Source organism: Stutzerimonas stutzeri, assembly GCF_000219605.1.
GTDB classification, from domain to species: domain Bacteria; phylum Pseudomonadota; class Gammaproteobacteria; order Pseudomonadales; family Pseudomonadaceae; genus Stutzerimonas; species Stutzerimonas stutzeri.
In genome coordinates this window covers 3,465,382-3,478,347 of sequence record NC_015740.1, presented here as the reverse complement: position 1 = coordinate 3,478,347, position 12,966 = coordinate 3,465,382, and the positions used below count along the sequence as shown (strand labels likewise).

Genomic DNA, 12,966 nt, shown 5'->3' with positions numbered 1-12,966 from the left:
ATTGGCGGGCTCGCCGGTTCATGTGTGTCAGCCGAGGCGTCCGGCTACCGGTGGAAAAGCCTGCGGCGTTTTCCACCCTAAGGCCTTGCGTTCGTGCGTAGGGTGGACAACGGCGAAGCCACCACCCTGTGCATCCTTCAGGCCTCTTCCATCTCCAGCAGCACCGCGCCTTCGCTGACCATTTCGCCTTCGTTGCAGAACAGGCTCTTGACTACGCCAGCCTGGGCGCTGCGGATGCTGTGTTCCATCTTCATCGCTTCCAGCACGATCAGCGCGGTACCGGCTTCGACATGCTGACCGGCCTCCACCAGTACACGCACGATACTGCCGTTCATTGGCGCGGTCAGGCCGCCGTGATGCTGGTGGCTGGCCTCGGCTTCGGCGATGGGGTCGAAGGCGCGCACGGCCAGCCATTCGCCGTTCCACTGCAGGTACAGTGCATCGCCCTGGCGGATCGCCCTGGGCTTGCGGACGTTCTGCCGCGGCGCTGCCGGGTCGACCTTCAGCCGGTGGCTCTCGCCATTGCACTGCAGATGCAGGCTGACCTGCGCCGGCATGCCGAAACGCAGCCCGTTGCGCTTGGACCACGGCGAATGGGCATCGTCGTCGCGGACCGAGGTCGGCTCGCTCTGTACGAAGCACTCGGCAGCCTGCTGCCAGAAGGCATCGGACAGCTCGCCGGCCGGACGCAGCAGTTCGCTTTCGTGGCGCGGGATAAAGCCGGTATCCAGCTCGGCCTCGGCAAAGGCGCGATGGCCGACGACGCGGCGCAGAAACGCGAGGTTGGTGCGCACGCCGCCGACGGCGGTCTCGTCGAGCATGGCCAAGAGGCGCAGGCGCGCTTCCTCGCGGTTCTCGCCCCAGGCGATCAGCTTGCCGAGCATCGGATCGTAGAACGGCGACACCGTATCGCCCTCGGCGACGCCGCTGTCGACGCGACGGCCCGGACCATCCGCGGCTTCACGGTAGAGCTCGAGGGTGCCGGTGGCGGGAAGGAAATCGTTGTCCGGGTCCTCGGCGTACAGCCGTACCTCGATCGCATGGCCGATCAGCGGCACCTGCTCCTGGCTGATCGGCAGCGGTTCGCCGCGGGCGACGCGAATCTGCCAGGCGACCAGGTCGAGGCCGGTGATGGCCTCCGTGACCGGGTGCTCGACCTGCAGACGGGTGTTCATTTCCATGAAGAAGAATTCGCCACGGGCATCCAGCAGGAATTCCACGGTGCCAGCGCCGACGTAGCCGATGGCCTTGGCCGCCTTCACCGCGGCTTCGCCCATGGCACGGCGCAGCTCGGGGGACAGGCCGGGGGCAGGGGCCTCTTCGACCACCTTCTGATGGCGGCGCTGGATCGAGCAGTCGCGCTCGTTGAGGTACAGGCAGTTGCCGTGCTGGTCGGCGAAGACCTGGATTTCCACATGGCGCGGCTTGAGCACGTATTTCTCGACCAGCATGCGCGAGTCACCGAACGACGACTGCGCCTCGCGCTGGGCGGACGCCAGTGCTTCGGCCAGGTCCGCCTCGCGCTCGACCACCTTCATGCCCTTGCCGCCGCCACCGGCGGTGGCCTTGAGCAGCACCGGGTAGCCGATCTTTTCCGCGGCAGCACGGAAGGTTTCCACGTCCTGCGCTTCGCCGTGGTAGCCGGGCACCAGCGGCACGCCGGCTTCTTCCATCAGCGCCTTGGCGGCGGACTTGCTGCCCATGGCGTCGATAGCGGAGGCGGGCGGGCCGAGGAAGATCAGCCCGGCCTGTTCGATGGCGCGGGCGAACTCGGCGTTCTCCGAGAGGAAGCCGTAGCCCGGGTGGATCGCCTGGGCGCCGCTGGCCTTGGCCGCCTCGATCAGCTTGTCGATGCGCAGGTAGCTCTCGGCCGGCTTGGCGCCGCCCAGGTCGATGCGGATATCGGCCTCGCGGGCATGGCGCGCGCTGGCATCGATGGCGCTGTGCACCGCAACGGTGGTCAGGCCCATGGCCTTGGCGGTGCGCATCACGCGGCAGGCGATCTCGCCGCGGTTGGCGACCAGCAGGGTATCGATATGGCGATTCATCACTTCTTCTCCTGCCAGGCGGGCGTGCGTTTTTCCAGAAAGGCGCTCAGGCCTTCCTGACCTTCCGGGCTGGTGCGCAGGCGCGCGATGGCCTGTTCGGTGGTCTGGCGCAGGTCGGCGCTGAAATCGCCATCGCCCACTTCCAGCAGCAGGTCCTTGCAGGCCTTGAGCGCCTGCGGGCTGTTGAGCAGCAGGTTGTCGACCCATTGCTCCAGCGCGGCGTCCAGCTCGCTGGCCGGGTAGGTTTCTGCGAGCAGGCCAAGTTCGCGGGCACGTGTGCCGTCGAAGCGTTCGGCGGTCAGCGCGTAGCGGCGGGTGGCGCGCTCGCCGATGGCCTTGACCACGTACGGGCTGATCACCGCCGGCGCCAGGCCGATGCGAACTTCCGACAGGCAGAACAGTGCGTCGCGGGCGCCGATGGCCATGTCGCAGCAGGCGATCAGCCCCAGCGCGCCGCCAAAGGCCGCGCCCTGTACCACGGCCAGGGTCGGCTGCGGCAGCTGGTAAAGGCGCTGCATCAGCTCGCCGAGTTCGTGGGCGTCAGCCAGGTTCGCCTGGTAGTCGAGTTTGGCCGACTCGCGCATCCAGCCCAGATCCGCGCCAGCGGAGAAGTGCTTGCCGCGCCCGCGCAGGATGAGGAAGCGGATACCCGCATCGTCCTGCACCTGGGCCAGCGCTGCGTTCAGTTCGCCGATCACCTGGGCGTCGAAGGCATTGTTCTTGTCCGCGCGGTTGAGCCAGAGGGTGGCCACGCCGCGCGCGTCTTTGTTCAGTTCGATGGTCTGGAAATCGGTCATCTCGGCATCCTCGATGCGACTGCAGGCGCCGGCGCGCTCGGCTGCCGGCTGCACGGATTACATGCGGAACACGCCGAAGCGGGTCGGCTCGATCGGCGCGTTCAACGCGGCGGACAGCGCCAGCCCCAGCACCTCGCGGGTCTGCGCCGGGTCGATCACGCCGTCGTCCCACAGCCGCGCGCTGGAGTAATAGGGATGGCCCTGGCGCTCGTACTGTTCGAGGATCGGCTGCTTGATAGCTGCCACCTCATCGTCGCCGAGGCTCTTGCCGGCGCGCTCGCTTTGTTCCTGCTTGACCTGGGCGAGCACCCCGGCGGCCTGTTCGCCACCCATCACGGCGATGCGTGCGTTGGGCCACATCCAGAGGAAGCGCGGGTCGTAGGCGCGGCCGCACATGCCGTAGTTGCCGGCACCGAAGCTGCCGCCGATGAGCACGGTGAACTTCGGCACCTGGGCACAGGCCACCGCGGTGACCAGCTTGGCGCCGTGCTTGGCGATGCCGCCGGCCTCGTATTTCTGCCCGACCATGAAACCGGTGATGTTCTGCAGGAACAGCAGCGGAATGCCGCGCTGGCAGGCCAGTTCGATGAAGTGCGCGCCTTTCTGCGCCGCCTCGGCGAAGAGGATGCCGTTGTTGGCGAGGATGGCGATCGGGTAGCCGTGCAGGTGGGCGAAGCCGCAGACCAGGGTGGTGCCGAATAGCGCCTTGAATTCATCGAACTCGCTGCCGTCCACCAGCCGTGCGATCACTTCGCGCACGTCATAAGGCTGCTTGGCCTGTGCCGGGATCACGCCGTACAGCTCGTCGGCGGCATACAGCGGTGCGCGCGGTTCGCGGGTCTGCAGCTGGCCGAGCTTGCGCCAGTTGAGGTTGGCCACGCAGCGGCGGGCGATGGAAAGCGCGTGCTCGTCGTTCTCGGCGTAGTGGTCGGCGACGCCCGAGGTCTTGCAGTGCACGTCGGCGCCGCCCAGTTCCTCAGCGGTTACCACTTCGCCGGTGGCAGCCTTCACCAGCGGCGGGCCGGCGAGAAAGATGGTCGCCTGGTTGCGCACCATGATGGTTTCGTCGGCCATCGCTGGCACGTAGGCGCCGCCGGCAGTGCAGGAGCCCATCACCACAGCGATCTGCGGGATGCCCATGGCGCTCATGTTGGCCTGGTTGAAGAAGATGCGGCCGAAGTGCTCGCGGTCCGGGAACACCTCGTCCTGTCGCGGCAGGTTGGCGCCGCCGGAGTCCACCAGGTAGATGCAGGGCAGGCGGTTCTCGCGGGCGACGGTCTGCGCGCGCAGATGCTTCTTCACCGTCAGCGGGTAGTAGGTGCCGCCTTTCACGGTGGCGTCGTTGGCGATGATCATGCACTCGACGCCTTCGACGCGGCCGATACCGGCGACCACGCCGGCAGCGGCGACGTCTTCGCCATAGACCTCATGGGCGGCCAGCGGCGCGAGTTCGAGAAAGGCCGAGCCGGCGTCGAGCAGGGTATCGATGCGCTCGCGCACCAGGAGCTTGCCGCGTGAGACATGGCGCTGCTGGGCGGTGGCGCCGCCGCCTTCGCTGACGCGGCCGAGCAGGGCGCGCAGGTTGTTCACCTGTTCGAGCATCGCCGCGCTGTTGGCGGCGAACTCTGGCGAACGGGTATTGATCTGGGTGTGCAGGATGGCCATGGTTGGCTCCGTTCAATTCCATCATGGATGGCTCTGCCATCCACCGACTGCGGTGGAAAACGCTTCGCGGTTTTCCACCCTACGAGGGTTGGGCGTTGTTCCGCCCGCAGCTCACCTGGATTCGTTGAACAGCTCGCGTCCGATCAGCATCCGGCGGATCTCGCTGGTGCCGGCGCCGATCTCGTAGAGCTTGGCGTCACGCAGCAGGCGGCCGGTGGGGAATTCGTTGATATAGCCGTTGCCACCGAGGATCTGGATCGCCTGCAGGGCCATCTGCGTGGCGTTTTCGGCGGTATAGAGGATCACCCCGGCGGCGTCCTTGCGGGTGGTCTCGCCACGGTCGCAGGCCTGGGCGACGGCGTAGAGATAGGCACGGCTGGCGTTGAGCTGGGTGTACATGTCCGCCACCTTGCCCTGAATGAACTGGAACTCGCCGATGCTCTGACCGAACTGCTTGCGGTCGTGGATGTAGGGCACCACCACGTCGAGGCAGGCCTGCATGATCCCGGTCGGGCCGCCGGCCAGTACCACGCGCTCGTAATCCAGGCCGCTCATCAGCACCTTGACGCCGCCGTTCTCGACGCCCAGCACGTTCTCTTGCGGCACCTCGACGTCATCGAAGAACAGCTCGCAGGTGTTGGAGCCACGCATGCCGAGCTTGTCGAACTTGTTGCCGCGGGAGAAACCTTTCCAGTCGCGCTCGACGATGAAGGCGGTGATGCCGTGCGGACCCTTGTCCAGGTCGGTCTTGGCGTAGATCACATAGGTGTTGGCGTCCGGGCCATTGGTGATCCAGGTCTTGCTGCCGTTGAGCACGTAGCGGTCGCCGCGCTTTTCTGCGCGCAGCTTCATGGATACCACGTCGGAACCGGCATTCGGCTCGCTCATGGCCAGCGCGCCGACGTGTTCGCCGCTGATCAGCTTGGGCAGGTAGCGGGCCTTCTGCTCGGGGTTGCCGTTGCGGTTGATCTGGTTGACGCACAGGTTTGAGTGGGCGCCGTAGGAAAGGGCGACCGAGGCCGAGCCGCGGCTGATCTCTTCCATCGCCACCACGTGGGCCAGGTAGCCAAGGCCGGCGCCGCCGTATTCCTCGGAGACGGTGACGCCGAGCAGACCCATCTCGCCGAATTTCTTCCACATGTCGGCCGGGAACAGGTTGTCCTGGTCGATGGCCTCGGCGCGCGGCGCCAGCTCGGCGGCGACGAAGGCCTGGACCTGCTCGCGCAGCATGTCGATGGTTTCACCGAGGGCGAAATTGAGGCTGGAGTAGTTCATGGGGCCACCTGCTTGTCTTGTAATTGTTCTGTGTTCAGAGAATTCGTGCATCCGGCGGGTTCCGGCCGGCGCTCCGGTCGCAGCCTGAGCGGCTTCGGGAACTGGCTGCTCGCTACTTTACGTTAACGTAAAGGTCCGCCGGCGGTCTGTCAACATGCCAGCGGGCGGCGTTCTGCAAGCATAGGTGCACGGCAAGGGCGGTGCCGCCGGCCATGGATGCCGCGGGTGGTGTTTCGTCGGCGGTCGGGCACTCGGCTCGGCGCGGGCGGGACTAAACAGGCAATGGTCGGAGCGCCGGCCTGTCATCCACGAGGAATCCATGCCCCGTATCGGCTTCGCCTGCATGTATCGCCATCCGCAACAGAGCCTCTCGCTGAAGGAACTGGAGCGCATCGAGCGCACCTTCAACCCGCGCAGCACCACGCTGCGCTGGATGGCCTCGGCGGGGCGCGAGGCGGCCGAAGCGAAGCTCGAGGAGATCGTCGAGCACAACCTGAACGCCCAGCGGGTATTGCTCGAATACGTCGCGACGTTGCCGCCGATGCTGCGCATGTTGCGGCTGTCCAGCGACCTGCTGCCGTTCTACAGTCATGCCGAGATCGCGCCGTTTTATCGCCGCACCGAGATACGGAATCGCCTCGAGGCGGGTTTCGCCGCGATCGGCGAGCTGGCGCGGGCCCACGACATCCGCCTGTCGATGCATCCCGGCCAGTACTGCGTGCTGGGGTCGGACAAGCCGCAGGTGGTGGAGAACAGCCTGGCGGAATTCGAGTACCACGCCGACATGATCCGCATGATGGGTTATGGCCGGCGCTTCCAGGACTTCAAGTGCAACCTGCATATCGCCGGGCGGCTCGGCGCCGAGGGCGTGCGTGCCGTTTGGCCGCGGCTGTCGGCCGAGGCGCGCCAGTGCATCACCTTCGAGAACGACGAAAAGACCTATGGCCTGGACGACTGTCTGGGTCTCGCGGACCTCGCGCCGGTGGTGCTGGACATCCATCACTGCTGGATTCACGAGGACCGCCACATCGAGCCGGACGACCCGCGCATCGAGCGCATCCTGGAAAGCTGGCGCGGCGTGCGGCCGACCATGCATTACTCGCAGCCGCCGGAGCGCCTGATGGAGCTGGGCTTCGCCCCGGAGCGGAAGCTGGAAATCCCCGAGTTGCTGGAGCAGGTCAGCAAGCGCGACCTCTATGCGCACAGCAAGCGCATGTGGAACCGCTGGACGAATCGCTATGCGTTTCAGTTTCTGGATCGCTTCGACATCATGCTCGAAGCCAAGGACAAGAACCTCGCTGCGCTGGACTTCCATCACGAGTACCAGTGCGAATGCGCGTGATGGGGGAGCGCGCGGCATCATTGCGAAGCTCCTGAATCCGTGCCGCGATTGCCTGCATCCAGGCATGCCATGGCCGTCTGATCTGACCCGCAACGCCCTCGCGCCACACCGCTGGATACTGGCTATTTGCCTTCTCGCGCCCTCGACTTTCGCCTACTCCGCGACATGTTGTCACTTAGTTACCTTTACGTTAACGTAATCGTGGCCTAGGGTGACTGTCAGCAGCGCCAGCGCCCTTGCGAGTACGCCTCATAACAAACATAAGACTGAGGAAATCGTCATGAGTCTTCCGAGCTATACCTGCGGACCGCAGAGCAAACCCCTGTTGCCCATGACCATCGGCGCGGCGTTCGATCGTACCGTGGAGCGCTTCCCCCAGCGTGAGGCCCTGGTGGTGCGCCATCAGCAGCTGCGTTACACCTGGGCGGAACTGGCGGAGGCGGTGGACCGTTGCGCGCGTGGCCTGCTGGCCCTCGGACTGCAAGCTGGCGAACGAGTGGGCATCTGGTCACCGAACAATGCCCAGTGGTGCATCACCCAGTTCGCCACGGCGAAGATCGGCGTGGTGCTGGTCAACATCAATCCCGCCTACCGCCTCAGCGAACTCGAGTACGCCTTGAAACAGTCCGGCTGCCGCTGGCTGATCTGCGCCGATGCCTTCAAGACGTCCGATTACCACGCCATGCTCCACGAGCTGCTGCCGGAGCTGGAAAGCGCCGCCGTCGGGGCCCTGCAAAGCCATATGCTGCCCGAGCTGCGCGGGGTGATCAGCCTGTGCGACAAGCCGGTGGACGGCATGCTGCAGTGGCAGGCGCTGATGGAGATGGCCGAGCAGGTCGGTCCCGAGCAGTTGCGCCAGTGCGGCGAGCGCCTGCAGTTCGACGACCCCATCAACATCCAGTACACCTCCGGCACCACGGGCTTCCCCAAGGGCGCCACGCTCAGCCACTACAACATCCTCAACAACGGCTACATGGTCGGCGAGAGCCTCAGGCTGACCGAGCACGACCGCCTGGTGATCCCGGTGCCGCTGTACCACTGCTTCGGCATGGTCATGGGCAACCTCGGCTGCGTCACCCACGGCACCACCATGATCTACCCGAGCGCCGCCTTCGAGCCGCTGGCCGCGTTGCAGGCTGCGGCCGAGGAAAAGGCCACCGGCATGTACGGCGTGCCGACCATGTTCATCGCCATGCTCGACCATCCGGAGCGCCAGTCGCTGGACCTGAGCAGCCTGCGCACCGGCATCATGGCCGGCTCCACCTGCCCGATCGAGGTGATGAAGCGCGTCATCGACGACATGCACCTGGCCGAAATGCAGATTGCCTACGGCATGACCGAAACCAGCCCGGTCTCGACCCAGACCAGTGCCGATGACGACCTGGAACGCCGCGTCACCAGCGTCGGCCGCACCCAGCCGCACCTGGAAAGCAAGATCGTCGACGAGCACGGCGCGGTTGTGCCGCGCGGGCAGATCGGCGAACTGTGCACCCGCGGCTACAGCGTGATGCTCGGCTACTGGAACAACCCGGATGCCACCCGCGAGGCCATCGACGGCGCGCGCTGGATGCACACTGGCGACCTCGCGGTGATGGACGACGAGGGTTACATCAAGATCGTCGGCCGCAACAAGGACATGATCATCCGCGGCGGCGAAAACGTGTACCCGCGCGAGATCGAGGAATTCCTCTTCACCCACCCGGCGGTGGCCGACGTGCAGGTGATCGGCGTGCCGGACAGCAAGTTCGGCGAGGAGATCGTCGCCTGGGTCAAGCTGCACCCGGGCCATCAGGTCGAGGCCGAGGCGCTGCGCGAGTTCTGCAAGGGCCGCATTGCCCACTTCAAGACGCCGCGGCACATCAAGTTCGTCGACGACTTCCCGATGACCATCAGCGGCAAGGTCCAGAAGTTCCGCATGCGCGAGATCAGCGTGGTCGAGCTGGGCATCAGCGAACAGCACTGACCGGCACCGGCCGGGTTCGCCCGGCCGGCCATTCGCTCATCCGAAATGGAGCTTTCCATGGCGCTGCCTACTACTCAGTCGATCAGCCGTTTTCCGCTGCCCGACAGCCTCGACACACTGCCCTGCGATCTGCGCGAGCGGATTCTCGCCGTGCAGGAAAAGGCCGGTTTCATTCCCAACGTGTTTCTCATGCTGGCCCATCGGCCGGCGGAGTTTCGCGCCTTCTTCGCCTATCACGATGCGCTGATGGAGCGCGAAGCCGACAGCCTGACCCAGGCCGAGAAGGAGATGATCGTGGTCGCGGTCAGCGCCGACCACGGCTGCCTGTATTGCGTGGTCGCCCATGGCGCGATCCTGCGCATCCTCGCCAAGGACGCGCAGCTGGCGGACCAGATCGCCGTCAATTACCGCACCGCGCCGATCTCCGAACGCCAGCGCACCATGCTCGACTTCGCCCTGCACCTGGCCGCCGGCCGTGGCGTGCTGGACGACGCCTGGCAGGCACGCCTGGAGGCTCAGGGTTTCAGCCTCGATGACATCTGGGACATCGGCGCTATCGCCGGACTGTTCGGCCTCTCCAACCGCCTGGTGTCCATGGCACGGACCCCGCCCAACGACGAGTTCTATCTGCTGGGCCGCGTGCCCAGGAGCCCCGCGCGCTGAGCGCGAGCACCGCATTACCGCATGACGTGGTAATCCGAGCCCGGGCAGTTCGCAGCCGGACTCAACAGCTGCATCAACGATCACAACAACAAGAGAGAAAGCTATGCAACTGAAACCAGCAAGCCGAACCGTCCTGTCCGCCAGCATCGCGGCCATCGCCCTCGGTGCATCGAACGTGGCCTCGGCCGCTTTCATCGAAGACAGCAAGGCCGCTGTCGAACTGCGCAACTTCTATATGAACCGCGACTTCCGGCAATCGGGCGCCACTCAGTCCAAGGCCGAGGAGTGGGCCCAGGGCTTCATCCTGAAGATGGAATCCGGCTACACCGAAGGACCGGTCGGCTTCGGCCTGGACGCCGTCGGGCTGCTGGGCGTGAAGCTCGATTCGAGTCCGGACCGTACCGGCACCGGCATCCTGCAGCGTGATCGCAACGCGCCTAACCGCGCCCAGGACGATTACGGCTCGGCCGGCCTGACGGCAAAGGCCAAGCTGTCAGCCACCACCCTGCACGTCGGCACCCTGCAGCCGGTGCTGCCCGTGCTGATGCGCAACGACAGCCGTCTGCTGCCACAGACCTACCGTGGTGCCTGGCTGCAGAGCAAGGAGGTCAGCGGTCTGACGCTGGACCTGGGCAAGCTGGACCGGGTCAACCAGCGCGACTCTTCGGACAACGAGGAAATGACCGTCTTCAACGGCGGCCGGCGCAACATTACCTTCGGCAGTGGCGGAACTACCAGCGACGAGTTCCTCTTCGCCGGTGGTCGCTACGACTGGTCGCCGCAGCTGGCCACCAGCTACTACTACGGTGGGCTGGATGGCATTTACGACCAGCACAACTTCAACCTGATCCATGTACTGCCGCTCGGCGACAAGCAGAGTTTCAAGACCGACCTGCGCTTCGTGCGCTCGAGCGACGATGGCGGCAGCAATGTCGACAACGATGCGTTCGGCGCACTGTTCACCTACAGGCACGGCGGCCACGGCTTCACCGGTGGCTATCAGCACATGCGCGGCGACACCGGTTTCGCCTACGTCGCCGGGGGCGATAACGCGCTGATCAACCTGCTGCAGATCAACGACTTCGGCAACGAGGACGAGCGTTCCTGGCAGGTCCGCTACGACTACGACTTCGCTGCCATGGGCATCCCTGGGCTGACGCTGATGACCCGTTACGTCTCGGGTGACAACGTCGACCGCGGTGTCGGCGCCAGCGAAGGCAAGACCTGGGAGCGCAACACCGATATCGCCTATGTCATCCAGAGCGGCCCGCTGAAGAACCTCGGTCTCAAGCTGCGCAATGCCACCACCCGCAGCAACTTCCAGAGCGATATGGACGAAAACCGCGTCATCGTCAGCTACAGCCTGCCGTTGTGGTAACCGCAACGCCGCAGTGAACCTCCTCGTTGGAATTTCCGGGCCGCACAGGCCCGGCTTTTTCGCGTGATTAGAGACGCTGCCTTCGGCTTTCCAGTGCTCCGCGAACGGGGCGAACAGGAAAATGTGCGCCTAGGGGTAACTGCTCTCGATGTGATTCGATGCTGGCTATTTGCCTGCAAACTGCACGCTTTTATCGCTCAATCACCTGTTTGAAAAAGCCACTTGCCGTTTGCGGAAACCGATTGTTATCGTTTACGTAAAGGTCATGCAGCGACCTGCGCCATAACCAACAACAACAATCAAGGTTAGAGGGCACCCCATGGAACCAGAGTTTGTGCTGGAAACGCGCGGCCTGACCAAGGAATTCCGCGGATTCACCGCCGTGGATTCCGTCGATCTGAAGGTCCGTCAGGGTCATATCCATGCGCTTATCGGTCCCAACGGGGCCGGCAAGACCACCGTATTCAACCTGCTCACCAAATTCCTCACGCCCACTCGCGGCGAGATCCTTTATCGCGGCAAGAACATCACCTCGATGAAGGCCAACGAGATCGCCCGGCTCGGCCTGGTGCGCTCGTTCCAGATATCCGCAGTGTTCGGCCACATGAGCGTGCTGGAGAACGTGCGCGTCGCGCTGCAGCAGAAGATGGGCACCTCCTTCCACTTCTGGAAGTCCGAACGCAGCCTGCGCGAGCTGGACGATCAGGTGATGCAGCTGCTCGCCGAAGTGGACCTGCAATCCTTCGCCCAGACCCTCGCCGTCGAGCTGCCCTACGGCCGCAAGCGCGCGCTGGAGCTGGCCACCACCCTGGCGCTCGACCCCTTCGTGCTGCTGCTCGACGAACCGACCCAGGGTATGGGCAGCGAAGACGTGGACATGGTCGTCGAACTGGTGCGCAAGGCCGCGGCCAACCGCACGGTGCTGATGGTCGAGCACAACCTCAGCGTGGTCAGCCGCCTGTGCGATCGCATCACTGTGCTGGCGCGTGGCTCGGTGCTCGCCGAGGGCGATTACGAAAGCGTTTCGGCCAACCCGCAGGTGCGCGAAGCCTATCTCGGCAGCGAAGCCGCGACACTCGAGGAGGCGCACGCATGAATCCACCCATGGATCGCGATCAGCTGCGCATCAGCGACCTTCATGCCTTTTACGGCGAGTCGCACATCCTTCACGGTGTCGATCTGGTGGTTGGCCGCGGCGAGCTGGTGACGCTGCTCGGGCGCAACGGCGCCGGGCGCACCACCACGCTGCGGGCGATCATGAACATGGTCGGGCGCCGCACCGGCTCCATCGTGGTCAACGGCAACGAGACCATCGGCATGCCGGCCCACCAGATTCCACGGCTGGGCGTCGGCTATTGCCCGGAAGAGCGGGGCATCTTCGCCAGCCTGAGCGTCGAGGAGAACCTGCTGCTGCCGCCCACGGTGCGCAGCGGCGGCATGAGCCTGGACGAGCTCTACGAAATGTTTCCCAACCTGTATGAGCGTCGTTTCAGCCAGGGCACGCGGCTCTCCGGCGGCGAGCAGCAGATGCTGGCCATGGCGCGCATCCTGCGCACCGGCGCCAACCTGCTGCTGCTCGACGAGATCACCGAAGGCCTGGCGCCGGTCATCGTGCAGAAGCTCGGCGAGGTGCTGATCAAGCTCAAGCAGCGCGGCCTGACCATCGTCCTGGTAGAGCAGAACTTCCGTTTCGCCGCGCCATTGGCCGACCGTCATTACGTGATGGAGCACGGCCGCATCATCGAAGAGATCGAGGCGGCCGACCTGGATTCGAAAAAGGAGTTCCTCAATTCCTGTCTCGGGGTGTGAGCCCCAGGAAGCTGTAAACCGGCCGC

Annotated in this window: 10 protein-coding genes; 6 read left to right on the top strand and 4 right to left on the bottom strand. The window is 65.1% G+C overall.

Going from position 1 to position 12,966, the window contains the following annotated elements; genetic code table 11:
* Nucleotides 1-137: 137 nt before the first annotated feature.
* The 4 genes from PSTAB_RS16140 to PSTAB_RS16125 form a co-directional block, all read right to left on the bottom strand.
* Complete coding sequence (locus PSTAB_RS16140; RefSeq protein WP_013983788.1) at nucleotides 138-2,048, bottom strand: acetyl/propionyl/methylcrotonyl-CoA carboxylase subunit alpha; 1,911 nt, start codon at nucleotides 2,046-2,048, stop codon at nucleotides 138-140.
* Entirely contained in the window at nucleotides 2,048-2,845 is a 798-nt protein-coding gene (locus PSTAB_RS16135; RefSeq protein ID WP_041771981.1) for a gamma-carboxygeranoyl-CoA hydratase, read from the bottom strand. The genes PSTAB_RS16140 and PSTAB_RS16135 overlap by 1 nt, the downstream gene beginning before the upstream one ends.
* Nucleotides 2,846-2,902: 57 nt before the next feature.
* Nucleotides 2,903-4,510 (bottom strand): carboxyl transferase domain-containing protein, encoded by a 1,608-nt coding sequence (locus tag PSTAB_RS16130; protein ID WP_011914287.1) that lies wholly within the window; start codon nucleotides 4,508-4,510, stop codon nucleotides 2,903-2,905.
* A 111-nt stretch (nucleotides 4,511-4,621) separates the two neighbouring features.
* Complete coding sequence (locus PSTAB_RS16125) at nucleotides 4,622-5,785, bottom strand: isovaleryl-CoA dehydrogenase (RefSeq protein ID WP_011914286.1); 1,164 nt, start codon at nucleotides 5,783-5,785, stop codon at nucleotides 4,622-4,624.
* 319 nt (nucleotides 5,786-6,104) lie between these two features.
* Here PSTAB_RS16125 and PSTAB_RS16120 point away from each other — a divergent pair, with 319 nt between their 5' ends.
* The 6 genes from PSTAB_RS16120 to PSTAB_RS16095 all read left to right on the top strand — a co-directional run bounded on the left by PSTAB_RS16120 (nucleotide 6,105) and on the right by PSTAB_RS16095 (nucleotide 12,940).
* Nucleotides 6,105-7,127 carry an apurinic/apyrimidinic endonuclease family protein gene (locus PSTAB_RS16120; RefSeq protein ID WP_013983785.1) on the top strand — a complete coding sequence of 341 codons (1,023 nt, stop codon included), beginning with the start codon at nucleotides 6,105-6,107 and terminating at the stop codon, nucleotides 7,125-7,127.
* 280 nt (nucleotides 7,128-7,407) lie between these two features.
* Complete coding sequence (locus PSTAB_RS16115; RefSeq protein WP_013983784.1) at nucleotides 7,408-9,090, top strand: AMP-binding protein; 1,683 nt, start codon at nucleotides 7,408-7,410, stop codon at nucleotides 9,088-9,090.
* A 57-nt stretch (nucleotides 9,091-9,147) separates the two neighbouring features.
* Entirely contained in the window at nucleotides 9,148-9,753 is a 606-nt protein-coding gene (locus PSTAB_RS16110) for a peroxidase-related enzyme (protein WP_013983783.1), read from the top strand.
* Between the two features lie 103 nt (nucleotides 9,754-9,856).
* Nucleotides 9,857-11,131: an OprD family porin gene (locus PSTAB_RS16105; protein WP_013983782.1), complete on the top strand. Its 1,275-nt coding sequence runs from the start codon at nucleotides 9,857-9,859 to the stop codon at nucleotides 11,129-11,131.
* Between the two features lie 319 nt (nucleotides 11,132-11,450).
* The gene (locus PSTAB_RS16100; protein ID WP_041771819.1) at nucleotides 11,451-12,227 is read left to right on the top strand and encodes an ABC transporter ATP-binding protein; all 777 of its coding nucleotides are present in this window, start codon (nucleotides 11,451-11,453) and stop codon (nucleotides 12,225-12,227) included.
* Complete coding sequence (locus PSTAB_RS16095) at nucleotides 12,224-12,940, top strand: ABC transporter ATP-binding protein (protein WP_013983780.1); 717 nt, start codon at nucleotides 12,224-12,226, stop codon at nucleotides 12,938-12,940. The genes PSTAB_RS16100 and PSTAB_RS16095 overlap by 4 nt, the downstream gene beginning before the upstream one ends.
* Nucleotides 12,941-12,966 lie beyond the last annotated feature (26 nt).